22 protein-coding genes are annotated in these 25,202 nt (G+C 52.8%); 14 read left to right on the top strand and 8 right to left on the bottom strand.

Annotated features, from left to right (window positions below):
• Nucleotides 1–142: 142 nt before the first annotated feature.
• The 4 genes from NNO03_RS01125 (at nucleotide 143) to iadA (ending at nucleotide 3,675) form a co-directional block, all read left to right on the top strand.
• Entirely contained in the window at nucleotides 143–1,207 is a 1,065-nt protein-coding gene (locus NNO03_RS01125) for an AI-2E family transporter (protein ID WP_005121878.1), read from the top strand.
• 167 nt (nucleotides 1,208–1,374) lie between these two features.
• The gene (locus tag NNO03_RS01120; protein WP_271448596.1) at nucleotides 1,375–2,034 is read left to right on the top strand and encodes a nucleoside recognition domain-containing protein; all 660 of its coding nucleotides are present in this window, start codon (nucleotides 1,375–1,377) and stop codon (nucleotides 2,032–2,034) included.
• 4 nt (nucleotides 2,035–2,038) lie between these two features.
• Nucleotides 2,039–2,500 (top strand): YjiG family protein, encoded by a 462-nt coding sequence (locus NNO03_RS01115; RefSeq protein ID WP_271440253.1) that lies wholly within the window; start codon nucleotides 2,039–2,041, stop codon nucleotides 2,498–2,500.
• An 11-nt stretch (nucleotides 2,501–2,511) separates the two neighbouring features.
• Nucleotides 2,512–3,675: a beta-aspartyl-peptidase gene (iadA, locus tag NNO03_RS01110; RefSeq protein WP_271448595.1), complete on the top strand. Its 1,164-nt coding sequence runs from the start codon at nucleotides 2,512–2,514 to the stop codon at nucleotides 3,673–3,675.
• A 107-nt stretch (nucleotides 3,676–3,782) separates the two neighbouring features.
• Here the strand turns inward: iadA and bcp are convergent, their stop codons facing one another.
• Together bcp and NNO03_RS01100 are read right to left on the bottom strand one after the other, a co-directional pair.
• A complete protein-coding gene (gene bcp / locus NNO03_RS01105; protein WP_137384768.1) occupies nucleotides 3,783–4,253 on the bottom strand; it encodes a thioredoxin-dependent thiol peroxidase in 471 nt (156 codons plus the stop codon).
• A complete protein-coding gene (locus NNO03_RS01100) occupies nucleotides 4,253–4,825 on the bottom strand; it encodes a glycine cleavage system transcriptional repressor (RefSeq protein ID WP_003037954.1) in 573 nt (190 codons plus the stop codon). The genes bcp and NNO03_RS01100 overlap by 1 nt, the downstream gene beginning before the upstream one ends.
• Before the next feature lie 145 nt (nucleotides 4,826–4,970).
• On the opposite strand from NNO03_RS01100, the gene dapA reads away from it, so the two are divergent.
• The 6 genes from dapA (at nucleotide 4,971) to ypfH (ending at nucleotide 11,529) form a co-directional block, all read left to right on the top strand.
• Nucleotides 4,971–5,849 carry a 4-hydroxy-tetrahydrodipicolinate synthase gene (gene dapA, locus NNO03_RS01095; RefSeq protein WP_005121885.1) on the top strand — a complete coding sequence of 293 codons (879 nt, stop codon included), beginning with the start codon at nucleotides 4,971–4,973 and terminating at the stop codon, nucleotides 5,847–5,849.
• Nucleotides 5,850–5,865: 16 nt separating this feature from the next.
• Entirely contained in the window at nucleotides 5,866–6,900 is a 1,035-nt protein-coding gene (gene bamC, locus NNO03_RS01090) for an outer membrane protein assembly factor BamC (RefSeq protein ID WP_271448594.1), read from the top strand.
• 111 nt (nucleotides 6,901–7,011) lie between these two features.
• Nucleotides 7,012–7,725, top strand: coding sequence for a phosphoribosylaminoimidazolesuccinocarboxamide synthase (purC, locus tag NNO03_RS01085; protein ID WP_003835086.1), 714 nt, complete (start codon nucleotides 7,012–7,014; stop codon nucleotides 7,723–7,725).
• 128 nt (nucleotides 7,726–7,853) lie between these two features.
• Nucleotides 7,854–8,720 (top strand): neutral zinc metallopeptidase, encoded by an 867-nt coding sequence (locus tag NNO03_RS01080; RefSeq protein WP_202038085.1) that lies wholly within the window; start codon nucleotides 7,854–7,856, stop codon nucleotides 8,718–8,720.
• Nucleotides 8,721–8,735: 15 nt separating this feature from the next.
• Nucleotides 8,736–10,757 carry a tRNA(Met) cytidine acetyltransferase TmcA gene (locus tag NNO03_RS01075; RefSeq protein WP_271448593.1) on the top strand — a complete coding sequence of 674 codons (2,022 nt, stop codon included), beginning with the start codon at nucleotides 8,736–8,738 and terminating at the stop codon, nucleotides 10,755–10,757.
• A gap of 73 nt (nucleotides 10,758–10,830) precedes the next feature.
• Complete coding sequence (ypfH, locus tag NNO03_RS01070) at nucleotides 10,831–11,529, top strand: esterase (protein WP_271448592.1); 699 nt, start codon at nucleotides 10,831–10,833, stop codon at nucleotides 11,527–11,529.
• 92 nt (nucleotides 11,530–11,621) lie between these two features.
• Here ypfH and NNO03_RS01065 read toward each other — a convergent pair whose 3' ends face one another.
• The 3 genes from NNO03_RS01065 to NNO03_RS01055 all read right to left on the bottom strand — a co-directional run bounded on the left by NNO03_RS01065 (nucleotide 11,622) and on the right by NNO03_RS01055 (nucleotide 13,459).
• Complete coding sequence (locus NNO03_RS01065; RefSeq protein ID WP_003835080.1) at nucleotides 11,622–11,822, bottom strand: YpfN family protein; 201 nt, start codon at nucleotides 11,820–11,822, stop codon at nucleotides 11,622–11,624.
• A gap of 27 nt (nucleotides 11,823–11,849) precedes the next feature.
• Nucleotides 11,850–12,977, bottom strand: a complete 1,128-nt coding sequence (gene dapE / locus NNO03_RS01060; protein WP_271448591.1) for a succinyl-diaminopimelate desuccinylase — start codon at nucleotides 12,975–12,977, stop codon at nucleotides 11,850–11,852.
• 107 nt (nucleotides 12,978–13,084) lie between these two features.
• The gene (locus NNO03_RS01055; RefSeq protein ID WP_202038088.1) at nucleotides 13,085–13,459 is read right to left on the bottom strand and encodes an ArsC family reductase; all 375 of its coding nucleotides are present in this window, start codon (nucleotides 13,457–13,459) and stop codon (nucleotides 13,085–13,087) included.
• A gap of 388 nt (nucleotides 13,460–13,847) precedes the next feature.
• Here NNO03_RS01055 and ypfM point away from each other — a divergent pair, with 388 nt between their 5' ends.
• The gene (gene ypfM, locus NNO03_RS01050) at nucleotides 13,848–13,907 is read left to right on the top strand and encodes a protein YpfM (protein WP_001386977.1); all 60 of its coding nucleotides are present in this window, start codon (nucleotides 13,848–13,850) and stop codon (nucleotides 13,905–13,907) included.
• 74 nt (nucleotides 13,908–13,981) lie between these two features.
• Here ypfM and acrD read toward each other — a convergent pair whose 3' ends face one another.
• Nucleotides 13,982–17,095, bottom strand: coding sequence for a multidrug efflux RND transporter permease AcrD (gene acrD / locus NNO03_RS01045; protein ID WP_271448590.1), 3,114 nt, complete (start codon nucleotides 17,093–17,095; stop codon nucleotides 13,982–13,984).
• Nucleotides 17,096–17,279: 184 nt separating this feature from the next.
• Entirely contained in the window at nucleotides 17,280–18,977 is a 1,698-nt protein-coding gene (gene narQ / locus NNO03_RS01040) for a nitrate/nitrite two-component system sensor histidine kinase NarQ (RefSeq protein WP_271448589.1), read from the bottom strand.
• Nucleotides 18,978–19,241: 264 nt separating this feature from the next.
• On the opposite strand from narQ, the gene aegA reads away from it, so the two are divergent.
• The 3 genes from aegA (at nucleotide 19,242) to NNO03_RS01025 (ending at nucleotide 23,032) form a co-directional block, all read left to right on the top strand.
• The gene (aegA, locus tag NNO03_RS01035) at nucleotides 19,242–21,221 is read left to right on the top strand and encodes a formate-dependent uric acid utilization protein AegA (protein ID WP_271448588.1); all 1,980 of its coding nucleotides are present in this window, start codon (nucleotides 19,242–19,244) and stop codon (nucleotides 21,219–21,221) included.
• A gap of 67 nt (nucleotides 21,222–21,288) precedes the next feature.
• A complete protein-coding gene (gene nudK / locus NNO03_RS01030) occupies nucleotides 21,289–21,864 on the top strand; it encodes a GDP-mannose pyrophosphatase NudK (protein WP_137345512.1) in 576 nt (191 codons plus the stop codon).
• Between the two features lie 124 nt (nucleotides 21,865–21,988).
• On the top strand, nucleotides 21,989–23,032 hold the full coding sequence (locus NNO03_RS01025; RefSeq protein WP_271448587.1) for a DUF1176 domain-containing protein: 1,044 nt from the start codon (nucleotides 21,989–21,991) through the stop codon (nucleotides 23,030–23,032).
• An 82-nt stretch (nucleotides 23,033–23,114) separates the two neighbouring features.
• On the opposite strand, the gene tkt is transcribed toward NNO03_RS01025, so the two are convergent.
• A complete protein-coding gene (tkt, locus tag NNO03_RS01020; protein WP_271448586.1) occupies nucleotides 23,115–25,109 on the bottom strand; it encodes a transketolase in 1,995 nt (664 codons plus the stop codon).
• Between the last annotated feature and the right edge of the window lie 93 nt (nucleotides 25,110–25,202).

The raw sequence follows: 25,202 nt of genomic DNA, 5'->3' as shown, positions 1-25,202 counted from the left end.
TAACTGCGAAACCTGACGATGAACACCCAGGAAAAATGTCTTTTCACTTTGCGTAATCAGTCATAAAAAGCGAAGTCTTTTTTGTGACATTTCGATACAATTCGGGATCGCAATCCCGCTATTGAGGTTCAGGGAAGGTTTTATGCTCGAAATGTTGACGCAATGGTATCGCCGCCGCTTTAGCGACCCAGAGGCTATTGCTTTGCTGATTATTCTGGTTGCCGGTTTTGGCATCCTGTTCTTCTTTAGCGGTCTGTTAGCGCCGCTGCTGGTCGCGATTGTGCTGGCTTATCTGCTGGAATGGCCTACCGCCCGGCTGGAAAATATCGGTTGCTCGCGGCGCTGGGCGACGTCAATTGTGCTGGTGGTGTTTGTCGGAATTTTGCTGCTGATGGCGTTTGTGGTAATGCCTGTCGCATGGCAGCAAGGCATCTATTTGATCCGCGATATGCCTGGCATGCTCAACAAGTTGTCTGACTTTGCCGCCACCTTACCGCGACGTTATCCGGCGCTTATGGATGCGGGCATCATTGATGCGATGGCCGAGAATATGCGTTCCCGGATGCTCACCATGGGCGATTCAGTGGTGAAATATTCGCTGGCTTCTCTGGTTGGGCTGTTGACACTGGCGGTGTATCTGGTGCTTGTCCCATTGATGGTGTTCTTTTTGGTGAAGGATAAAAGCCAGATGTTGAATGCTGTGCGCCGGGTGCTGCCGCGAAATCGTGGACTGGCAGGACAGGTCTGGAAAGAGATGAACCAGCAAATCACCAACTATATCCGCGGTAAAGTACTGGAGATGGTGGTGGTCGGTGTTGCAACCTGGCTGGGCTTCCTGATGTTTGGTCTTAACTACTCTCTGCTGTTGGCAGTGCTGGTGGGGTTCTCTGTGCTAATCCCGTACATCGGCGCGTTTGTGGTGACTATTCCGGTCGTTGGTGTGGCGTTGTTTCAGTTCGGACTCGGAACGGAGTTCTGGAGCTGTTTCGCCGTGTACCTGATAATCCAGGCGCTGGACGGCAATCTGCTGGTTCCCGTCCTCTTCTCCGAAGCCGTAAACCTGCATCCATTGGTGATTATTCTGTCGGTAGTTATTTTCGGCGGTCTGTGGGGATTCTGGGGTGTATTCTTTGCCATTCCGCTGGCGACGCTAATCAAAGCCGTGGTGCATGCCTGGCCGGATGGTCAGACGGTTGACGATCGCTAATCCGTCAGCTCCGACGGCGCAATGCCGCCGGAGCTGAACTTGTCTGACCTCTATCCACACTTTCTGAATAATTTCCTCCGGTATCGTTTTTCTCCGCGTTTGTCTTTAACTTGGCCTTCGTGATGTTTTTTTCGTCACGTAAGGAATAAGACCAACAGGAGAGTTAAATGGGTCACAACACACACACGCAGCAAAAAGTGGGATGGGGCGGCTATCTCGCTTTTTTTATCACAATTGTCCTTTTTTCCGGCATGTTTGCGAAAAGTACCGAATGGTGGCGGGTGTTTGATTTCACCCTCCTCAACGGTGCGTTTGGGCAAATTAATACGGCTGGCGAAACGGCGGTCTCTTTTCGCGGTACGGGCGGTATGGGGGCAAAAGATGGTTTTTTATTCGCACTTGAATTGGCTCCTTCCGTCATTCTTTCTCTCGGGATTATTTCCGTAACCGAAGGGCTTGGAGGGCTGCGCGCGGCACAACAGCTAATGACGCCTGTTCTACGACCTTTACTCGGTATCCCGGGTGTATGCTCGTTGGCGCTGATCGCGAATTTGCAAAATACCGATGCGGCGGCCGGGATGACTAAGGAAATGGCCGAAGCGGGGATCATTACCGAGCAGGAACGCGCCATCTTTGCTTGTTGGCAAACCAGCGGTAGCGCGTGCATCACTAACTATTTTTCGTCAGGCGCAGCCCTGTTTACGATGGTCACTGTACCGGTAATCACGCCGCTGGCGGTGATCCTTGTCTTCAAGTTTGTAGGGGCGAACCTGTTGCGGTTGTGGATCGCACAGCTTGAAAATCGCCGTATGCAGCAGGAGGGCTGAGATGATGACAACACACGTACGTAAAAATGTCATGGATATGTTTATCGATGGCGCACGACGCGGGTTTACCATTGCCACGACCAGCTTGCTACCTAACGTGGTGATGGCGTTTGTGATTATTCAGGCGCTGAAGGTGACGGGGTTACTCGACATCGTAGGCAGGGTATGTGAACCGATCATGGCGTTGTGGGGACTGCCGGGGGAGTCTGCCACCGTGCTGCTGGCGGCGGTGATGAGTATGGGCGGTGGCGTCGGCGTTTGTGCAAGCCTGGTTGTCGCAGGTACGCTTTCAGGACATGATGCTACGGTATTGCTACCGGCTATCTACCTGATGGGGAATCCGGTACAAAATGTTGGACGTTGTCTGGGAACGGCGGGAGTCCATCCTCGCTACTACCCGCTGATTATTGCAGTCTGCGTGATTAATGCGCTGCTCTCTATTTGGGTTATGCAGGTTATTGCCTGACAAGGAAGGTTATGAACTGTTCCATTCTTAATTTGACGTTGTTCCAGCATGGACACGTATACGCACCTGAAGATTTAGGCCAACAGGATATTCTGGTTTCTGGCGGAAAAATTGTCGCCATCGCCCCGTCTATTGCGGCAGAAGATTTTCCCGGTTGTGAGTGCATCAATCTTGAAGGGGCAATTGTTTGTCCCGGCTTTATCGACCAACACGTCCATCTGATTGGCGGTGGTGGGGAAGCGGGACCGCACACCCGCACGCCGGAAGTACGTCTGTCACGACTGGTTGAAGCCGGTATCACTTCCGTCGTGGGATTGTTGGGAACGGACGGTATTACCCGTCATCCTGAGTCGTTGCTGGCGAAAACCCGTGCGCTGGAATTTGAGGGGATCAGCGCCTGGATGCTCACTGGGGCATATTCTCTACCTTCACCTACGATAACCGGCAGTATTGACCGCGATGTCGCGCTAATTGACAAAGTGATTGGCGTGAAATGCGCAGTTTCGGATCATCGCTCCTCTGCCCCAAATGCAACGGCGCTGGCGAACATGGCGGCGCAGTCGCGTGTTGGTGGGTTATTAGGGCAAAAACCCGGGATTAGCGTATTTCATATGGGGGACAGTCCGCGCATGCTGGAACCGCTGTATGAAATTCTGGCATGTTGCGATGTACCGATGACCAAACTGTTGCCAACGCATGTTAATCGCGCGGAACCGTTGTTCCATGCGGCGTTAGACTATGCCCGGAAAGGGGGCTATATCGATATCACCAGCAGTATTGATGAGCCTGTTGATCCGGCCACGGCGATTGCTACAGCGTTGCGCCACGAAGTGCCGTTATCGCGTATTACCCTGAGCTCGGATGGCAACGGTAGCCAACCGGAATTTGATGCGTCCGGTAATCTGACAGGGATTGGCGTCGCAGGATTTGAATCACTGGCGGAAACGGTGCGTCAACTGGTGCAGATTCATGCGATACCGCTGGAACAGGCACTTTGCCCGCTTACACGCACAGTCGCGGAGTTTCTTGGGCTTGCGCATAAAGGCCGTCTGACGGTGGGATGCGATGCTGATATTCTGGTGCTGAACGACGCGCTGGAAGTGAATGACCTGTGGGCGAAGGGGAAAGCCGTGGTGAAAGAGAAAAAGGCGTGCGTTAAAGGGACGTTTGAGTAACCGGGCGGTTATCTGCCGGATAGCGACGCTAAAGCGTCTTATCCGGCCTACGTGCGTGCATTTGTAGGCCGGATAAGGCGTTCACACCGTCATCCGGCATTTCACGGTTAGGCGTTTTCCAGAACCCAGTTCAGCACGATGTCGTGGTGATTGCTGGTTTTGAAATCATCAAACACATGTTCAATTTTGCCTTCGGCATCAATCAGGAAGCTGATGCGGTGGATGCCATCGTAGGTCTTACCCATAAATGACTTTTCACCCCAGACGCCAAACTGCTCGCAAACCTGATGATCTTCATCAGACAGGAGCGTGAAGTTAAGCACTTCTTTCTCCGCAAATCGGGAAAGCTTTTCTGGTTTATCGGTGCTTATTCCCAGCACCTCAACACCGGCTTTTTTTAACTGATCCATGTTATCGCGCAAGCCACAGGCCTGTACGGTACAGCCGGGCGTCATGGCTTTCGGGTAGAAATAAACCAGAACACGCTGTCCCTGGAAGTCGGTTAAATTTACTTGTTCTCCGTCTTGATCCGGCAAGCTAAATTTCGGTGCAATATCACCGGCTTTCAGTGGGTTCATTACTTAACTCCATCCTGTTCATCATGCTGTGAGTAATTGACGACGTTAATACTGCCTTGCGCATTGAGTTCTGTACAGAGTGCTTTAAACGCATCCTCAATATTTGCCGAATCATGTGACGCAGGACTATGTGCGGTAATTTGAATAAACAATTGTGCAGCCTTGCCGTTTTCTGCCGGCTGTGTGCGCGAAACCAGTTCCGCAATATTCATTTGGTGGCTGTCAAAAAGGGCGGTAAAGCGCTCAATCAAATGAGGAGAGTCGGGGACATCGACCTGCACCCATACCGTGGCGGGCATCGCCGGGCGGGGGCGAGCCGTCGTACGCTTCATCACAATCAATAAATCCAGCTCTGCGCCTTTCAAAGGCAGGGTTGATTCAATCAGGGTGATGGCATTCCAGGTTCCGGATAACAACATGATAAACGTAAACTCGTCACCCAGCATGGCCAGTCGGCTGTCTTCGATATTACAGCCACAACTGCTGACATGACGGGTGATAGTGTTCACAATTCCCGGGCGGTCAGCACCCAGCGCAGTAATGACCAGATAGTGTTGCGATGACGATGTCAAACCTGTTCTTCCTTTGAGCGGTGAGGTAATCATAAGGAAAGCATAAAAAAAACATGCATACAACAATCAGAAGGGCTATGGTCGCTTGCTTTTATTGTCGTACCAAACGTACCATTGAGACACTTGTTTGCACAGAGGATGGCCCATGTTCACGGGAAGTATTGTCGCGCTTATTACGCCGATGGATGAGAAAGGTAAAGTCTGCCGGTCGAGCCTGAAAAAACTGATTGATTATCATGTCGCCAGCGGCACCTCGGCGATCGTTTCGGTTGGCACCACCGGTGAGTCCGCTACCCTGAGTCATGATGAACATGGCGATGTGGTAATGATGACGCTGGAGCTGGCCGATGGGCGTATTCCGGTTATTGCCGGAACCGGCGCCAATGCGACCGCAGAAGGCATTAGTCTGACGCAGCGTTTTAACGACAGCGGTGTTGTCGGCTGCCTGACGGTGACGCCTTATTACAACCGCCCAACTCAGGAAGGTTTGTTCCAGCATTTCAAAGCCATCGCGGAACATACTGACCTGCCGCAAATTCTGTATAATGTGCCGTCCCGTACTGGCTGCGATATGCTGCCGGAAACCGTTGGTCGCCTGGCGAAGGTAAAAAATATTGTCGCTATCAAAGAGGCCACAGGGAACTTAAGTCGTGTTCACCAGATCAAAGAGCTGGTTTCAGACGATTTTATTCTGCTTAGCGGTGATGATGCGACCGGACTGGACTTCATGCAGCTTGGTGGTCATGGCGTGATTTCCGTAACGGCTAACGTTGCGGCACGCGATATGGCCGAAATGTGCAAACTGGCGGCAGAAGGGCATTTTGCCGAGGCGCGGGTGATCAACCAACGTCTGATGCCGTTACACAACAAACTATTTGTCGAACCCAATCCTATCCCAGTGAAATGGGCATGTAAGGAGTTGGGACTTGTGGCGACCGATACGCTACGTTTGCCGATGACGCCAATTACGGACAATGCTCGTGATATCGTCAAAGCGGCGCTTAAGCATGCCGGTTTGCTGTAAAGTTTAGGGAGATTTGATGGCTTACTCAGTACAAAAGTCGCGCCTGGCCAAGGTTGCGGGTGTTTCGCTTGTTATGTTGCTCGCGGCCTGTAGTTCTGACTCGCGCTATAAGCGCCAGGTGAGCGGTGATGAATCCTATCTGGAGGCCGCACCGCTTGCTGAGCTTCACGCGCCAGCTGGGATGATTCTGCCGGTGATGACCGGCGATTATAACATCCCGGTAACCAACGGCAGCGGTGCCGTGGGTAAAGCGCTGGACATTCGCCCACCGGCTCAGCCGTTAGCATTAGTCACTGGTGCCCGCACTCAGATCGCGGGCGATACAGCGACATTGTTGGTGGAAAATGGTCGTGGCAACACGCTGTGGCCGCAGGTCGTGAGCGTTGTTCAGTCTAAAAACTACACCATCGCGAAACGTGATGATGCCAGCCAGACGCTGACCACCGATTGGGTTGACTGGAACCGTCTGGATGAAGACGAACAGTACCGTGGACGTTATCAAATCTCGGTTAAACCGCAGGGCTATCAGCAGGCGGTGACGGTGAAATTGATTAACCTCGAGCAGGCGGGTAAACCGGTAGCCGATCCGGCATCCATGCAGCGCTATAGCGCTGAGATGATGAACGTTATCTCTGCGGGTCTGGATAAGAACGCCACTGACGCTGCGAATGCCGCGCAGAATCGTTCTGCCGCGACGATGGACGTTCAGAGTGCGGCTGATGACACCGGTTTACCGATGCTGGTGGTACGTGGGCCGTTCAACGTGGTGTGGCAGCGTCTGCCGGCAGCGCTGGAAAAAGTGGGCATGAAAGTGACCGATAGCACCCGTTCTCAGGGCAGCATCGCGGTGACTTACAAACCACTGCCAGACAGTAACTGGCAGGAGCTGGGCGCAAGCGATCCGGGTCTGGTATCCGGCGACTACAAACTGCAGGTCGGTGATTTAGACAACCGCAGTAGTTTGCAGTTTATCGATCCGAAGGGACATACCCTGACGCAAAGCCAGAACGACGCGCTGGTCGCCGTCTTCCAGGCAGCGTTCAGTAAGTAAAAATAAAGGGCTGGATAACTCCAGCCCTTTTTTTCTGATATGATACGCAAACGTGTGCGTCGGCAGAAAAACGCAATATTTATCGTTAATTCACACCCAGGAGTAATAAAGATGCAAAAGCAAGCTGAGTTGTATCGTGGTAAAGCGAAGACCGTATACAGCACGGAAAACCCGGACCTGTTGGTGCTCGAATTCCGCAATGATACGTCAGCAGGGGATGGCGCGCGCATTGAACAGTTTGACCGTAAAGGCATGGTGAACAACAAGTTTAACCATTTCATTATGACTAAACTGCAAGAAGCGGGCATTCCTACCCAGATGGAGCGACTGCTTTCCGATACCGAATGTCTGGTGAAAAAACTGGAGATGGTGCCGGTTGAATGTGTGGTACGTAACCGCGCGGCAGGCTCACTGGTTAAGCGTTTAGGCGTTGAGGAAGGTATTGAACTGAATCCGCCGCTGTTTGATCTGTTCCTGAAAAATGATGCTATGCACGATCCAATGATTAACGATTCCTATTGCGAAACTTTTGGTTGGGTGAGCAAAGAGAATCTGGCACGTATGAAAGAGCTGACCTACAAAGCCAACGACGTGCTGAAAAAGATGTTCGATGATGCAGGCCTGATTCTGGTCGATTTCAAACTTGAGTTTGGTTTGTATAAAGGTGAAGTGGTGCTGGGCGACGAATTCTCACCGGACGGTAGTCGTCTGTGGGACAAAGAAACGCTGGATAAAATGGACAAAGATCGCTTCCGCCAGAGTCTGGGCGGCCTGATCGAAGCCTATGAAGCTGTCGCGCATCGTCTGGGTGTGAAGTTAGACTAACGCCTCCCTGAGCCGGCGATCGCTCTCCGGCTCATCAATCCCCCCGATTTTGATTACTGTTTCTTATGGTAATCCTGTTCCGAACCGCCTACGATCATCAACATAATGAATAAAAAGTTGAGGTGACTATGCGCTGGCAAGGGCGTCGTGAAAGTGACAATGTGGAAGACAGACGAAATAGCGCCGGTGGTGGTCCTTCTATGGGGGGGCCCGGTTTTCGTTTGCCGAGTGGTAAAGGCGGTATCATTCTGCTGATTGTGGTGCTTGTCGCGGGCTATTATGGTGTGGATCTCACCGGACTCATGACCGGTCAGCCTGTTTCGCAACAGCAAACCACACGCTCCATCAGCCCAAATGATGATGAAGCCGCAAAATTTACCTCAGTGATACTGGCTACGACCGAAGATACCTGGGGTCAGCAGTTTGAAAAAATGGGGCGCACCTATCAACAGCCGAAGCTGGTGATGTATCGTGGTGCGACGCGTACCGGCTGCGGTGCGGGCCAGTCCGTGATGGGACCGTTTTATTGCCCAGCGGACGGCACGGTATATATCGATCTTTCCTTCTATGATGACATGAAAAATAAGCTGGGCGCTGATGGCGATTTTGCTCAGGGCTATGTCATCGCGCACGAAGTGGGCCACCATGTGCAGAAACTGCTGGGTATTGAACCGAAAGTTCGTCAGATGCAGCAGAATGCCTCTCAGGCCGAAGTGAATCGCCTTTCTGTTCGTATGGAACTGCAGGCGGATTGCTTTGCGGGTGTCTGGGGACACAGTATGCAGCAGCAGGGCGTACTTGAATCCGGTGATCTGGAAGAGGCGTTAAACGCCGCACAAGCCATTGGTGATGATCGTTTGCAACAGCAAGGGCAAGGGCGCGTTGTGCCCGATAGCTTTACTCACGGCACCTCGCAGCAACGTTATACCTGGTTTAAACGCGGTTTTGACAGTGGCGATCCGGGACAATGTAATACCTTTGGCAAAGGCATTTAAGATATTGAGGCAGGGATGTCTGACAATGCTGCACTAAGTGCGCTCACAGAACGCATGGCCAGAGAAGGGATTCGTCGTCTGCTGATAATCAGCGGCGAAGAAAACTGGTGCCAGGCCCAGGCCCAGGCGTTAGCGCTACGCAATACATTACCCGGCGACTGGCTGTGGGTGGGGGCAACAGCCCCCGCGGAGCCAGGTTGCACACCACAGGCGCTACAAACGCTGTTAGGGCGCGAATTTCGCCATGCCGTTTTTGATGCCGGACAGGGGTTTGACGCCGCGGCATTTGCCGCCTTAAGCGGAACGCTGGTTGCCGGCAGTTGGCTGGTGTTGCTGACCCCACCCTGGCAGGCCTGGCAAACGTCTCCGGACGCGGATTCCCTGCGCTGGAGCGACTGCGCCAAACCTATCCCAACACCACACTTTGTTGAACACTTCAGGCGAGTAGTGACTCGTGAAGGAGAAACGCTGCACTGGCAACAGCATCAGGCGAAATCCTATCCGCATTTTCCTGTGCGAGCAGACTGGCAGCCGGCAAACGGCGATCCCCAGCCGGAACAGGCGACGATTTTACATCACCTGCTGGATATGCCTCCGGGTGTGGTTGCGGTGACCGCCGCGCGTGGTCGGGGCAAATCCGCGCTGGCCGGGCAGTTGATTTCGCGTATGACGGGGACGGCCATCGTTACCGCACCGGCGAAAGCGGCAACGGATGTACTGGCGCAATTTGCTGGGGAACGCTACTGCTTTATGGCGCCGGACGCGCTGTTAGCCAGTGCTGAAACGGCTGACTGGCTCGTTGTTGATGAAGCGGCTGCGATTCCTGCGCCGCTTTTGCATCAGCTGGTTTCACGTTTTCCCCGCACGCTGTTAACGACAACCGTTCAGGGCTATGAAGGAACCGGCAGAGGTTTTTTGTTGAAATTCTGCGCTCGCTTCCCAAATCTGCAACGCTATGAATTACAACAGCCAGTGCGTTGGGCACAGGGATGCCCACTGGAAAAAATTGTCAGCGATGCGTTGGTGTTTGATGATGAAACCTTTACTCATGCACCACAGGGTGAGATTCGCTTCAGCGCATTTGATGCGAATGTCTGGCATACCAACCCGACGCTACCGCTGGCGGTATATCAACTGCTTTCCGGCGCGCATTATCGCACTTCACCACTGGATCTGCGCCGGATGATGGATGCGCCGGGGCAGCATTTTCTTCAGGCATCGGGCGTGGACGCTGTTGCGGGCGCTGTCTGGCTGGTGGATGAGGGTGGCCTATCCACAGCGTTAAGTCAGGCTGTGTGGGCGGGATATCGTCGGCCAAGAGGCAACCTGGTTGCGCAGTCACTGGCGGCGCATGGCAGCGATCCGCTGGCCGCAACGCTGGTTGGCCGGCGGGTTAGCCGTATTGCGGTTCATCCTGCTCGTCAGCGGGAAGGTATCGGGCAGCAACTGATTATGCAGGCCCATCAGTATTCTTCGCAGTGTGACTATCTTTCCGTCAGTTTTGGTTATACGGCCGAGTTGTGGCGTTTTTGGCAGCGCTGCGGTTTTGTTATGGTGCGGATGGGGAATCATCGTGAAGCCAGCAGCGGGTGCTATACGGCAATGGCGTTGCTTCCTATCAGTGATGCAGGGCAGCGCCTGGCTGAGCGGGAGCATCAGCGATTGCGTCGTGATGCGGCGATCCTCGCACAATGGAATGATGAGTGTATCCCGGTCGTTCCACTGAAAGCGTCTACGCTTAATGATGATGACTGGGATGAGCTGGCAGGGTTTGCCTTCGCGCATCGGCCATTACTCACATCACTCGGTTGTCTGAGTCGTCTGCTCCAGCACTGTGAACAGCCTCTCCCGGCGCTGCGAGGGCGTTTACAGGAACAATGCAGTGACGCGGAATTGTGCAAGCGGCTGAAGGTATCGGGGCGCAAAGCGTTGTTGCTGGTTCAGCGTGAAGAGGCGGCGCAGGCGTTAGCGCAGTTGGATATCGAACGTCAGCAACAGTTACGTAATCGCATTATGCAATGGCAATTTTTTCACTAACTTCTTCAATTTCCTGGCATGGTCATTGCGGTTAAGCGGCGTAGAATAATTCTCATCAGTTAAGGAGATCGCCATGAAACATGACCATTTTGTTGTTCAAAGTCCCGATAAACCCGCTCAACAGTTGCTGTTGCTGTTTCATGGCGTCGGCGATAATCCGGTAGCCATGGGCGAAATTGGTTCCTGGTTTGCACCACTGTTTCCGGACGCGCTGATTGTCAGTATTGGTGGCGCTGAGCCTTATGGCGCAGCCGGTGGGCGTCAGTGGTTTTCGGTTCAGGGTGTAACAGAAGAGAACCGTCAGGCGCGTATTGATGCCATCATGCCGGTCTTTATCGAAACCGTTCGCTATTGGCAGAAACAGAGTGGTGTGTCACCTCAGGCTACCGCATTGATTGGTTTTTCTCAGGGGGCGATTATGTCACTTGAGAGTATCAAAGCTGAGCCAGGGCTGGCATCGCGGGTCATTGCCTTTAATGGCCGTTACGCCACCTTGCCGGAAGCGGCTACCACTGCTACCACAGTGCATTTGATTCACGGTGGTGAAGATCGGGTGATTGAGTTATCTCATGCCGTTGCTGCGCAGGAAGCGTTAATTCGTGCAGGTGGGGATGTGACGCTGGATATCGTCGAAAATCTGGGGCACGCCATTGATGAACACAGCATGCAGTTTGCGCTCGACCATCTGCGTTTTACCGTGCCGAAGCACTACTTTGATGAAGCGCTGAGCGGTGGTAAGCCTCACGATGATGATGTGATTGAGATGATTTAACCTGTAGACCGGATAAGGCGAAGCCGCCATCCGGCATGACAGTCAGTGATAGTGCCGGATAGCAACGTGATATGTGTTATCCGGCCTACAAATTATTTCTTCGGCTGATCCTTGTTCGGCCAATCGTCGTCATCGTCCCATTTATCGTTAAAATCACGATGCGGGGGAAGCTCCGGCTTATTGGCGAGAAACTTCTTGTGGTCGACACGCTTAAGATCTTTGATCACATTCAGCAGTACCCCCACCAGAAACACCAGCACTAAAATCCACCAATATTTTGCCAGCCAGTCCATGCTCATTTCCTCTTGCAGGAACACTCATCAGGCGACGAGTTGTTCCATGATACGTTGATACATACGGGCAAGCAGCTGCAGGTCGGCGGCATTGACGCATTCATTTATTTTATGAATGGTGGCATTGACCGGCCCAAGTTCCACCACCTGTGCCCCCATGCGGGCAATAAAGCGCCCGTCGGATGTCCCGCCTGTCGTCAGTAACTGCGGTTTAATCTCATTATAGTGCTCAATGGCGTTCACCACTGCATCCACCAGTTTACCGCGTTCGGTCAGGAACGGTTGCCCGGAAAGCCACCAGTCTACTGTGTAACGCAGTTGGTGCTTGTCCAACAGTTCCAGTACCCGCGACTTTATCATTTCGTCGTTTAATTCGGTGCTGAAACGGAAGTTGAACTGAATAAACAGTTCGCCAGGGATGACGTTGTTGCTGCCCGTACCTGCCTGAATATTGGCAATCTGCATGCTGGTTGCCGGGAAGAACGCATTGCCCTGATCCCATTCAATCGCCACCAGCTCATTGAGCATTGGTGCAGCCCGGTGTACTGGGTTATCAGCCAGATGCGGATAGGCCACATGCCCCTGTACACCATGAATAGTTAAGTTGCAGGTGAGGGAACCACGACGTCCATTTTTCACCACGTCACCGACGATTTCGGTGCTGGACGGCTCACCGACCAGGCAATAATCCAGCCGTTCATTGCGCGCCATCAGCGTTTCAACGACCTTCACGGTGCCGTTTTTAGCGCTGGCTTCTTCGTCAGACGTTATCAAAAATGCCAGACGCCCTTGATGGTTCGGATGTTGGGCGACAAATCGCTCTGCCGCCACGACCATTGCCGCCAGCGAACCTTTCATATCGGCCGCACCGCGCCCGAACAGCATGCCGTCGCGAATGGTCGGTTCAAACGGCGGATTGATCCACCGATCAACATCGCCTGCGGGCACTACGTCGGTGTGACCGGCAAATGCCAGGGTCTCACCTTTTCCGCGCCATGCCCAAAAATTCTGTGTGTCACCAAAATCCATTCGCTCAACGGTAAAACCTACCGCACGCAGACGTTCAATCATTAACGCCTGGCACCCGGCATCATCCGGGCTCAGGGAAGGTCGGCGAATAAGCTGCTGTGTCAGCTCAATAACCGGGCACGACATAGACTATACCTCATTAAAAAACTGCAAATACTCGTCATCTTTCAAGCTGCATGTGCGGCGATGGCATTCACTCACTCCAGTCACTGACTTTAGTAAGCTCCTGTGGCTCATTCGCTGGTTGCCTTCCCGCTGCCCGAAATCCATTGAGTATAACTGGATTCACTGAAACCAAGCAGCATAGGCTTACCCGGCTCGCAGAGCAATGGGCGTTTGATAATTGCAGGCATTTCAATCATCAATGAGGCGGCAGCAGTGGCATCCGTGATTTGATTACGCGTTGCTTCATCCAGTTTGCGCCAGGTGGTTCCCCGCGTATTGAGCAGCGCCTCCCAGCCTAACTCGCTGATAAAGGACTGTAACAGTGCGTTGTCCAGACCGTCGACACGATAATCATGGAAGCGGTAGTCAATACCCTGCGTTTCCAGCCAGCGTCGGGCCTTTTTAATTGTATCGCAATTCTTAATGCCGTAGAGGGTGATCATGTGAATCCTTATTAACGTATTTTGAATACTTATTCTTGTATTCTCGCGTTTCTGATAATACATATTGTCATTCATTCGTTATAGAAAAATATAACATTGTTGAACAACGGTGAATAATGATTCCTGAAAGTTCCAAAATTTCACGTCGATCGGTATTTCAGAATAAACTTGTTTGCATCAGTCTGTTTTTCCATCAAAATTGTCAAAGTCGTAGATTATGTGTGAATATTTCAAAATATTGCAGTGAGTCACATAAAATTTATGGGTATAGCGCATAGTGATGACATGACCCCAGGCACTGGAGGATGTAATCACAACCATCGGTTAAATTATCTTCTTTTAATGAGGATGATTTCGTAGAATGCCCATAATAATAAGAGAGGTCGTTATGATTGAACGTGAACTGGGGAACTGGAAAGACTTTATCGAAGTGATGCTTCGTAAATAATTTTCTGGAAGAAATTCATATCCTGAAAAGGATGAAAAAGGCGACTCATCGTAAGTCGCCTTTTTTGTGCCCGATTATTCTGGGCGTGGCTTCAGCGGGAAGCGTCTACGCACCAGCACAAAGAACAGCGGGACGAAGAAAATCGCCAGAATGGTGGCTGAAATCATCCCACCCATGACACCGGTCCCAACCGCATGCTGGCCGCCGGAGCCAGCACCACTGCTGATTGTCATCGGCAGTACCCCGAAGATAAACGCCAGCGATGTCATGAGAATCGGACGTAAACGTTGGCGACACGCATGCAGCGTAGCGTCGAGCAGGTCGTGCCCTTTTTCGTTCATCTCGTTGGCGAATTCAACAATCAGTATCGCGTTCTTCGCCGATAGCCCGATTACCGTTAATAAGCCGACCTGGAAATAAACATCGTTTTCCAGGCCCCGCATCCAGGTCGCCAGCAGTGCGCCAATGACCCCCAACGGTACGACCAGCATAACGGAGAACGGTACCGACCAGCTCTCGTACAGCGCAGCCAGACACAGGAACACGACCAACAGCGAAATGGCGTACAGGGCAGGAGCCTGAGATCCCGATAACCGTTCCTGATAAGACATCGCCGTCCATTCAAGGCCAAATCCGGTTGGTAACTGGCGAACCAGCGATTCCATCACGTCCATTGCCGTACCAGTACTGACTCCGGGTGCGGCTTCGCCGACGATTTCAACAGCAGAATAACCGTTATATCGCTCCAGACGCGGTGAACCGGTTTCCCAGCGCGAAGTGGCAAACGCGGAGAAAGGTACCATGCCGCCGCTGCTATTGCGCACGTACCACAGGTTAATATCGTCCGGGAGCATGCGGTATTTTGCCGCAGCCTGGACGTAAACCTTCTTCACGCGGCCCCTGTCCATAAAGTCGTTTACGTAGCTGGAGCCCCACGCCGTCTGCAATGTGTCGTTGATGTCGTCAATGGAAACGCCCAGCGCCTGGGCTTTACGCTGATCGATATCAATTTGCAGTTGCGGACTGTCATCCAGACCGTTATGGCGAACACGGGTCAGTGAAGCGTCTTTCCCGGCAAGCTCAATTAATTTGTCGCGTGCAGCCATTAGCGCGTCATGGCCTGCGCCGGCGTGGTCCTGTAATTCCATATCGAAACCCGCGGAACTACCAAGGCCGCTGATGGCCGGAGGGCTACTGGCGAAGACGCGGGCTTCTTTAATCTTGTTAAAGGCCTTGGTCGCGCGTTCGATAATGGCAAAGGAGGTACCGGTGGTGGTATCGCGTTCATCCCAGTCTTTTAACCGGACAAACATGCGCGCCACGTTCTGTCCGTTCCCCCCAGGACCGGAACCAACCGTGGAGAAGACGGACATAATGTTGTCTTTTTCGTGAGTGAAGTAGTACTTCTCGACTTCCTCAACGACTTTTAATGTTTGCTGCTGCGTGGAGCCGCTCGGCAACTGTACCGAAGTGGTAAACATCCCGCGGTCTTCTAATGGCAAGAAGGACGTTGGCAGGCGCAGGAACAGGAACACCATACCGCCAAGCAGCAGTCCGTAGATCAATATCCAACGCAGGCTGCGATGCAGGATCCGGGCAACGCCTTTTTCGTAACGTTCAGCGTTGCGGTTAAACATTCGGTTAAACCAGCCGAAGAAGCCTGTTTGGCCATGATGCTCGCCCTTATGCAGCGGTTTAAGTAGCGTAGCGCACAGGGCAGGGGTCAGGATCATCGCCACCAGAACAGACAGCACCATTGCGGAGACGATAGTAATCGAGAACTGGCGATAAATGGCCCCAGTCGTACCGCCGAAGAAGGCCATTGGAATAAAGACCGCCGACAGCACCATAGCAATACCGACCAGCGCGCCCTGGATTTGCCCCATTGATTTTCGCGTCGCTTCACGTGGTGAGAGACCTTCCTCACTCATAATACGCTCGACGTTTTCCACCACCACGATGGCATCATCAACCAGCAGGCCAATTGCCAGCACCATCGCAAACATTGTTAAGGTGTTAACGCTGTAGCCAAAGGCGTAAAGCACGGAGAAGGTACCCATCAGGACGACGGGAACGGCGATTGTCGGGATAAGCGTCGCACGGAAATTTTGCAGGAACAGGTACATCACAAGGAAAACCAGCGCGATTGCTTCGAGCAGCGTTTTCACCACATCGATAATCGACGCTTTGACGAAAGAGGTGGTTTCATATGCCACCTTGTATTCCAGCCCGTGCGGAAAATACTGCGACAGCTCATCGAGGCGGTTGATGACCAGTTCCGCTGTTGCCATTTCATTGGCACCAGAGGCCAATTTGACACCAAGTCCGGACGCGGGGTTGCCATTAAACCGGCTGAGGTAGTCGTACTTCTCGGCCCCCATTTCGACCGTTGCCACATCGCCTAGTCTGACTTCCGAGCCGTCCTGGTTAACACGTAGTGTAATATCGCGGAACTGTTCCGGCGTTTGTAGTAGTGACTGCGCGTTGATCGTTGCATTCAACGCCTGTTTGTCCACCGAAGGCGTACCGCCAAGCTGCCCAACCGCAATTTGCGCATTCTGTGACTCAATAGCGTCAGTCACATCTTTGGCGGTCATCTGGAAGCTGTTAAGTTTGGCTGGGTCGAGCCAGATACGCATGGAATACTGTGAACCGTAAGCATCAATATCCCCAACACCGTTAATACGGCTAAGCGGGTCCTGAATATTACTCGCCACGTAGTCGGCAATATCTTGCTTATCCATTGAACCATCGGTAGACACAAAAGCGATGGTTAGAATATTGGTATCCCCGGTTTTTCGCACCGTAACACCCTGATCCTGTACCGCCTGTGGCAGTTTACGCATCGCCGATTGCAGCTGGTTTTGCACCTGCTGTACAGCTTCATCAGGATCGGTCCCTGCCACGAAGCTAAGCGTCACCGTCGCCTGACCGGTTCCGCTGCTTTGGGATGACATATACATCAGATTGTCGAGACCCGTCATGTTCTGCTCGATAACCTGGGTCACCGTGTTTTCCAGAGTTTGTGCAGATGCGCCTGGATAGTTTGCGGTTACCCGCACGTTTGGCGGCGCAAGGTCGGGATATTGCTCAACGGGCAGCGAAAAAATAGCCAGGGCTCCTGTCAGGCACAACAGGATTGCTAACACCCAGGCAAAAATGGGGCGATCGATAAAAAAATTCGCCATTAAAAGGGGACCTCGTGTTTCTGCGTATATTTATGCGTATGACTTGCTTCACTGTAGCGGCAAGGTACGGAGCAAACGTGGAGAAAAAAAGAAGATAATGTAAATTATCATGCCCGTTTACAGCGTACCTTTTGTGCCAATGCCGTCAGGCCTGAATTCAGGCTTTCCGACGCTTTGCCGTTCTTTACGTTAGCTGACTGTCGGTCTCTGCCGATCGAAAGCTGATGCTCACCAGCGTGCCTCCTCCGGAAGGTTGCGAGAAGGTCAACGTACCGCTGAGTCTCTCTGCGCGCTCACGCATGATATTCAGACCGTAGTGCCCCGTAGGCTCATGAGGCTCACCGATGCCGACACCGTTATCACGGATATAAACGGTATGATTACCATCCGGCGCGGTCACACAACTGACTGCAATTTCGCTGGCATTGGCATGCTTAATGGCATTCAGCACGGCTTCACGGACGATCTGTAACAGATGCACCTGCATTTGCGCGTCCAGTGCCAGTGTTGGCAGTCGACAATCGAGAGTCAGTTTAGCAGATGTTTGATTTTGCAGCGTTTCCAGCATTTCATGCAGGGCGGAAGGCAAATCGGCCTGCTGTAACGTCAGGCGGAAGGTGGTAAGCAGCTCGCGCAATTGGCGATAAGCATCATTCAGTGCCTGGGAGAAGTCCGCCATGATGCTTTGCGCCGGAATGTTATCCTGCGGAATAGCGCGTTTCAGTAGCGTAAGCTGAATACGTAAATAGGAAAGTACCTGTGCCAGCGAGTCGTGGAGCTCGCGGGCGATTGTTGCTCGCTCTTCCATTAACAGCAACTGCTGAAAATGCTTTTGCGCCTGGTTGAAGTACAGCCCGCGCCCGAGCATAGTTGATACGCTGTTGAGTAGTGGTGTGGACGCATTTACATTCGGGCTTTGCCAGTGCAGTTCACCGTACACCGTATCTTGCATCGTGACGGGCAGGATCTGCATCGGCAGTTCAGGGCTTGCTGTTCCTTCGCTGATTCGCCAGTTATCACCGACGGTGAGCTCCAGAAAATACGCGGCGTCATGTTCGCGGACAATCTGTAAAATATGGCGGAAGCAGTACACGTCAATCTGGCTGGTATTCAGTGCCTGGGAACATTGATATAACACTTCCAGGCGGCGATTGGCTTCGTGGAGATCGTGGGTTTTCTCGGCGACGGAGGCTTCCAGCGAGCGGTACAGCTTATGCAACTCACTCGACATCTGGCTAAACGTCTTCGCCAGTAATCCCAGTTCGTTGGGGAGTTGTGTATCCAGCGGTGAGATATCAAACCGACCGTGTTCAATATGCTGGCTGGCCATCACCAGCTTATTCAGCGGGCGCACGACCTGCTGGCGAATACGCCGTAGCGTAAAGAAGACGAGGGTGAAGATGCCGATCCCCCCTGCCAGCGATATGCCAAAAACCAACATCACCTTGCGCTCGGCATAATGCTGAAGTGCCAGCACAAAGAGATCGATTTGATCGACGTAGTTGTTGATATTGGACTGATACCACTGCAAGTCGCCATTGGTCAGACGGGCGTTCATTTCCAGCCAGTTAGCATGCAGGCGGCCATAGCGACTTTTTACCGTTTGCGGAACATACCAGGCATTCAGGTTTTGCAATGCTGGCGCGTTAAGCGCTTGCTGGAAAAGCTGACGGTGGGCGTTTAACTGCGGGCTCTGGCTTTGCAAATCGTAACCTAATCGATAGCTTTGCATACGCAGAGAGCCGGCAATATTGATGGCTTCAGCATCCCGCAAGCTGCTGGTCAGCGTAAGCAGTGCAATACCCGTTGAGAGAATCGACAGCAACACTATATAGAAAAAAGCCTTAGCCAGGCTGGCCGAGACCGGACGCTTTACCGTCACTTGCGCACCCTCACACAATTCACGCCACGCTCCGACTCAACCTGAACGATTCAGCGTATTTGATAAATGTTAAAAAAGTAATCATGAAACTGATTATTAAATGAAACACAATTTCATATTCGATGAAATAAATTGATCTGCCACAGGTTCTGGATAAATAGTTGTGCTTCCTGGGCAAATGAACATTGCCGCCCTCTTCAGGGTCGGTTAATAACAACAGTCATATAAAGAATAAGGTTTTCGCAACCAAAAAAGAAGGAAGCCATGAATCGTTTTATTATGGTCAATAGCCAACAGTGCCTGGGATGCCACGCCTGTGAGGTCGCCTGCGTCATGGCCCACAATGACGAGCAACATGTCCTGAGCCAACGGCATTTTCAGCCCCGAATTACCGTCATCAAGCATCAGCAACAGCGCAGTGCAGTCACCTGCCACCACTGTGAAGATGCCCCTTGTGCCAGAAGTTGCCCGAATGGGGCCATTAGTCATGAGCACGACAGCGTTCAGGTGAATGCGCAAAAGTGTATTGGCTGCAAATCGTGCGTCGTTGCCTGTCCTTTTGGTACGATGCAGATCGTACTCACTCCTGTCGCTAAAGGAAAGGTAAAAGCAACAGCGCACAAATGCGACCTGTGTCAGGGGCGTGAAGAGGGGCCGGCTTGCGTGGAGAACTGTCCGGCGCAGGCGTTACAACTGGTGACGGAAAGTTCGCTTACCGGATTATCAAAAGCACGCCGGCTGCGTACGGCAAGTCTCGAAAGTCAGCCCTGGCATGCCAGCGAGACCGATTTTACGCCCCATTTGCTCACCAGGCGCGAGCAGATGCAGGCGACGCCACCGCGCGGTGAGCCGGATAAATTGGCTATAGAAGCCCGTAAAACCAGCTTTGATGAAATATACCTGCCATTTCGTACGGCGCAGGCGGAGCGGGAAGCATCTCGCTGCCTGAAGTGTGGCGAGCACAGTATTTGCGAATGGACATGCCCACTGCATAACCACATCCCGCAGTGGATTGAACTGGTAAAAGCCGGGAACATTGATGCGGCGGTAGAGCTTTCTCACCAGACTAACTGCCTGCCAGAGGTGACTGGGCGCGTCTGTCCGCAGGACCGACTGTGCGAAGGGGCCTGCACGGTGCGAAACGAACATGGCGCGGTGACTATCGGCAATATTGAACGTTATATTTCTGACCGTGCGCTGAGCAAAGGATGGCGACCCGACCTAAGCCATGTACAGAAAGTCGATAAACGTGTCGCCATTATTGGCGCTGGTCCGGCAGGTCTTGCCTGTGCTGATGTGTTAGCGCGAAACGGCGTCAGCGCCACCGTGTTCGATCGTCATCCTGAAATTGGCGGCTTGCTGACGTTTGGCATTCCGGCTTTCAAGTTGGACAAATCGTTGCTGGCGCGCCGCCGTGAAATCTTTAGCGCCATGGGTATTCATTTCGAACTGAACTGCGAAGTGGGTAAAGACGTGGCGCTGTCCTCGTTGCTGGACGATTACGACGCCGTATTTGTGGGGGTTGGTACCTATCGTTCGATGAAAGCCGATCTGCCAAATGAAGATGCGCCGGGCGTTTATGATGCGCTGCCGTTCCTGATTGCCAATACCAAACAGGTGATGGGGCTGGATGCGCTGCCGGAAGAGCCCTTTATTGATACCGCAGGGCTGAACGTTGTCGTGCTGGGCGGCGGCGATACGGCGATGGACTGTGTACGAACCGCGTTACGTCACGGTGCGAGTCAGGTGACCTGCGCCTATCGTCGTGATGAAGCCAACATGCCAGGCTCGAAAAAAGAGGTGAAGAACGCGCGTGAAGAGGGGGCCAATTTTGAATTTAACGTTCAGCCGGTTGAACTGATGTTAAAGGCTGATGGACGCGTCAGCGGCGTACGTTTTTTACGTACCCAACTCGGTGAGCCTGATGCTCAGGGGCGTCGTCGCCCGGTCCCTGTTGCCGGGAGTGAGTTTGTCATGCCCGCTGATGCGGTGATTATGGCGTTTGGTTTTCACCCGCACGGTATGCCGTGGCTTGAGAGTCAGGGTGTGAAGGTCGACAACTGGGGACGTATTGCAGCGAATGTGGAGAGTGCATACCGGTATCAAACCAGTAATCCGAAAATCTTTGCTGGTGGTGATGCAGTTCGCGGTGCGGACCTGGTCGTTACTGCGATGGCGGAAGGGCGACATGCCGCACAGGGCATCATTGACTGGCTGGGCGTAAAATCAGTCAAATCTCATTAGCCTAAGGTCAAGACAAACCCGGTTTCACGGCGTAGTATTATTTCTCACTTCTTGCTGTGGAGCCGGTATGTCGCAAAAAATTACCCTCATCAAAGATAAAGTCCTTTCTGATAACTACTTCATCCTGCGCAATATCACCTATGACCTGACCCGCAGCAATGGCGAGGTCATTCGCCACAAACGTGAGGTTTACGATCGCGGTAACGGTGCCACCGTTTTGCTGTATAACCCGGAGAAAAAAAACGTCGTGCTGACCCGTCAGTTTCGTATTGCGACCTGGGTCAACGGCAATGAAAGTGGACAACTGATTGAAGCCTGCGCCGGGTTGCTGGACAACGATGAACCGGAAGTTTGCATTCGTAAAGAAGCTATTGAAGAGACCGGCTATGAAGTGGGCGAAGCACGGAAACTTTTTGAGTTATATATGTCGCCGGGCGGCGTGACGGAGATCATTCACTTTTTTATCGCGCAATACAGTGACAGCCAACGGGCAAATGCGGGTGGCGGTATTGAAGATGAGGATATTGAAGTACTGGAATTGCCTTTTGAACAGGCACTATCGATGATCAAAACGGGCGAGATTCGCGACGGGAAAACGGTGCTGTTACTTAACTACCTGCAATCGTCGCATCTTATGGATTAGCGGTCAGAGTTTATATTTCTTTACAAAGATACAGGCCAATCCGACGATTCTTATTGAGCCTCATCAGTCGCGCAAGGAAGATACCGCCTGGGCTGTGTGTTTTGATTTTGGGGTTGTACCGTCCATGCGCTATCGCATTATTTTCTTGTTCCTGCTCGGCCTGTTACCGGCCCGCTTGCTGTGGGCGGCACCTGCGCAACAGGCATTTTCTGATTGGCAGGTGACCTGCAACAATCAAAACTTCTGCGTGGCGCGAAATACGGGAGATCATCACGGCCTGGTGATGACCCTGAGCCGCAGTGCCGGGGCGCATACCGATGCTGTGTTACGTATTGAACTTGGCGGTATGGATTCTCCTGATGTCAAAGAAGCCGATATTGCGCCGCGCTTGCTGCTGGACGGCGCGCCACTCCCATTGGCCGGTGAACACTGGCGTATTACGCCCTGGCATTTGATGACGGATGATCCGGCTACCATCGGTACATTTTTACAAACCGTGCAGGATGCGAAAGCCATTACCCTACAAAAAGGTACGCAAACGCTGTCTCTGTCTGGGCTGAAAGCAGCATTGTTGTTTATTGATGCGCAACAAAAGCGCGTCGGTAGTGAAACCGCCTGGATTGAGAAAGGAGACGAGCCGCCGCTCAGCGTTCCGCCGGCTCCCGCCCTGAAAGGTGTGGCGGTGGTTAATTCCACGCCAACGCCACTCACTCAACAGGAGCGTAGCGAGCTGTTGGATTATGGCAACTGGCGGATCAATGGCATCCGCTGTTCACTCGATCCCATGCGTCGTGAGATTCGGGTTTTCGCCTTAACGGACGATAAAGCTCTGCTGATGATAGGCTGCGAAGCAGGGGCATACAACACGATCGATCTGGCATGGACCGTTTCTCGTGCAACACCGTTTACCTCTCGCGCTGTACGTCTGAGCCTGCCATTTAAAACCGATGCAGACAGTACCGACATGGAGCTGACCAATGCCACGTTTGACGAGAAATCTCGTGAGTTGGTCACTCTCGCCAAAGGGCGAGGTTTATCGGACTGCGGGATCCAGACTCGCTGGCGGTTTGACGGCCAGCGCTTTCGTTTGGTGCGTTACGCACAAGAGCCAAGTTGTGATAACTGGCATGGACCAGATGCCTGGCCCACGCTGTGGATCACGCGTTAATTTAATGCCGGATGCGACTGCGCCTTATACGGGCTGAAGGTGATAGATTTCGTCGGCCTGCTAAGACGCGTGAGCGTCGCCATCAGGCGTTCAGCACTTTATGCGCTTTTTCGACGATGTTCTCCACCGTAAAGCCGAAGAAAGGGAACAGTTTGTCTGCCGGAGCAGATTCCCCATACCCCGTCATGCCGACAATTGCGCCTTTCAGACCGACATATTTGTACCAGTAGTCGGCAATACCCGCTTCTACTGCCACGCGTGCGCTCACGTTTGCCGGCAGAACCGATTCCCGGTAAGCCTCATCCTGGGCGTCGAAAATATCTGTTGAGGGCAGTGAAACCACACGGACATTGCGGCCTTCACCCGTCAGCTTTTCCGCCGCCAGCAATGTAATTTCCATTTCTGAACCTGTGGCAATCAGGATCACATCGGGTTTTCCTCCACTGTCTTTCAGCACATAGCCACCGCGGGCAATCTGCTTCACCTGCTCGGGCGTACGTTCAATCTGTGCCAGATTCTGTCTTGAGAGGATCAACGCCGTGGGTCCGTCATGACGCTCCACCGCCAGCTTCCAGCCGACCGCTGTCTCCACCTGATCGCACGGACGCCAGGTGCTGAAGTTAGGTGTCAGGCGCAGGCTGGCGAGTTGTTCGACGGCCTGGTGCGTCGGTCCATCTTCTCCCAGGCCAATCGAGTCATGGGTATAGACCATGATCTGCCTGGCTTTCATGAGTGCCGCCATGCGTGCGGCGTTACGCGCATACTCAACAAACATCAGGAAGGTCGCCGTATATGGCACAAAACCACCATGATGAGCGATGCCGTTGGCAATGGCGGTCATGCCAAATTCACGCACGCCGTAGTGAATATAATTGCCGGCGAGATCTTCTTTCAGAGATGCTGAGCCTTTCCAGATAGTCAGGTTGCTGGGTGCGAGATCTGCCGAACCACCCAGCAGTTCAGGGAGTATTGGCCCGTAGGCGTTCAGTGTATTTTGCGAAGCCTTGCGGCTGGCGATTTTGGCCGGATTAGCCTGCAGTTCGGTAATGTATTTCTGGGTTGTTTTTTCCCATTCGTCGGGGAGTTCGCCGCGCATCCGGCGGGTAAACTCTGCTGCCAGTTCCGGGTATGCGTGTTGGTAAGCCGCGAATTTCGCATTCCAGTTCTGTTGCGCTTTTTCCCCTTTTTCGCGTGCATCCCATGCCCGGTAAATTTCTTTCGGGATCTCAAAGGGCGGGTGATGCCAGCCCAGTTTCTGACGGGTCAACGCCACTTCTTGTTCACCCAGCGCGGCGCCGTGCGCTTCTTCTTTACCTGCCTTATTGGGGGAGCCAAAACCAATCACCGTCCGACAAATAATCAGCGACGGCTTATCGGTAACGCGCTGTGCTTCCACAATCGCTTGCTTCACTGCTTCAGGGTCGTGGCCGTCAATCTCGTGCACCACATGCCAGTGATAAGCTTCAAAGCGTTTCGCGGTATCGTCGGTAAACCAGCCTTTGGTTTCGCCATCAATCGAGATACCGTTGTGATCGTAGAAACCGATCAGTTTACCTAGCCCCAGCGTGCCCGCAAGTGAGCAGGCTTCGTGAGAAATCCCTTCCATCAGACAGCCGTCACCCATAAAGACGTAGGTGAAATGACTGACAATTTCGTGATCCGGCTGATTAAATTGTGCAGCCAGCGTCCGTTCAGCTATGGCCATCCCAACCGCGTTTGCGAGTCCCTGACCCAGTGGACCCGTGGTGGTTTCCACGCCCGGTGTGTAGCCAATTTCCGGATGCCCTGGCGTCTTTGAGTGCAGTTGGCGGAAATTCTTTAGCTCTTCTAACGGCAGATCGTAGCCTGAAAGGTGTAGCAGGCTGTAGAGCAACATAGAGGCATGACCGTTGGACAGGATAAATCGGTCACGATCGTACCAGCTGGGGTCGGTTGGATTGTGGTGGAGAAAATCGTTCCACAGTACTTCCGCGATATCGGCCATGCCCATCGGTGCACCGGGATGGCCAGAGTTAGCTTTTTGGACGGCATCCATACTCAGCGCACGAATGGCATTGGCAAGCTCTTTACGGGTCATAGGAAATACTCCTTGAAAAGTAAAGCGTTAGATGCGTGTTGTGATTCACACTTTTGGGAAAATTGCGGGCGTTGTCAGCAAAAAGCATAGCAG

The organism is Citrobacter sp. Igbk 16, from assembly GCF_028069755.1.
GTDB lineage: Bacteria > Pseudomonadota > Gammaproteobacteria > Enterobacterales > Enterobacteriaceae > Citrobacter.
This window is presented reverse-complemented; position numbering and strand designations above follow the sequence as displayed.

Bases quoted from the DNA above. Each gene is read 5' to 3' on its own strand.
- nudK (WP_137345512.1), top strand. From the start codon at position 21,289: ATGTCGCAAAAAATTACCCTCATCAAAGATAAAGTCCTTTCTGATAAC.
- NNO03_RS01120 (WP_271448596.1), top strand. From the start codon at position 1,375: ATGGGTCACAACACACACACGCAGCAAAAAGTGGGATGGGGCGGCTAT.
- NNO03_RS01125 (WP_005121878.1), top strand. From the start codon at position 143: ATGCTCGAAATGTTGACGCAATGGTATCGCCGCCGCTTTAGCGACCCA.
- NNO03_RS01080 (WP_202038085.1), top strand. From the start codon at position 7,854: ATGCGCTGGCAAGGGCGTCGTGAAAGTGACAATGTGGAAGACAGACGA.
- dapE (WP_271448591.1), bottom strand. From the start codon at position 12,977: ATGTCGTGCCCGGTTATTGAGCTGACACAGCAGCTTATTCGCCGACCT.
- acrD (WP_271448590.1), bottom strand. From the start codon at position 17,095: ATGGCGAATTTTTTTATCGATCGCCCCATTTTTGCCTGGGTGTTAGCA.
- bcp (WP_137384768.1), bottom strand. From the start codon at position 4,253: ATGAACCCACTGAAAGCCGGTGATATTGCACCGAAATTTAGCTTGCCG.
- purC (WP_003835086.1), top strand. From the start codon at position 7,012: ATGCAAAAGCAAGCTGAGTTGTATCGTGGTAAAGCGAAGACCGTATAC.
- tkt (WP_271448586.1), bottom strand. From the start codon at position 25,109: ATGACCCGTAAAGAGCTTGCCAATGCCATTCGTGCGCTGAGTATGGAT.
- NNO03_RS01065 (WP_003835080.1), bottom strand. From the start codon at position 11,822: ATGGACTGGCTGGCAAAATATTGGTGGATTTTAGTGCTGGTGTTTCTG.
- NNO03_RS01055 (WP_202038088.1), bottom strand. From the start codon at position 13,459: ATGATCACCCTCTACGGCATTAAGAATTGCGATACAATTAAAAAGGCC.
- ypfH (WP_271448592.1), top strand. From the start codon at position 10,831: ATGAAACATGACCATTTTGTTGTTCAAAGTCCCGATAAACCCGCTCAA.
- iadA (WP_271448595.1), top strand. From the start codon at position 2,512: ATGAACTGTTCCATTCTTAATTTGACGTTGTTCCAGCATGGACACGTA.
- NNO03_RS01075 (WP_271448593.1), top strand. From the start codon at position 8,736: ATGTCTGACAATGCTGCACTAAGTGCGCTCACAGAACGCATGGCCAGA.
- aegA (WP_271448588.1), top strand. From the start codon at position 19,242: ATGAATCGTTTTATTATGGTCAATAGCCAACAGTGCCTGGGATGCCAC.
- bamC (WP_271448594.1), top strand. From the start codon at position 5,866: ATGGCTTACTCAGTACAAAAGTCGCGCCTGGCCAAGGTTGCGGGTGTT.
- dapA (WP_005121885.1), top strand. From the start codon at position 4,971: ATGTTCACGGGAAGTATTGTCGCGCTTATTACGCCGATGGATGAGAAA.
- NNO03_RS01025 (WP_271448587.1), top strand. From the start codon at position 21,989: ATGCGCTATCGCATTATTTTCTTGTTCCTGCTCGGCCTGTTACCGGCC.
- NNO03_RS01115 (WP_271440253.1), top strand. From the start codon at position 2,039: ATGACAACACACGTACGTAAAAATGTCATGGATATGTTTATCGATGGC.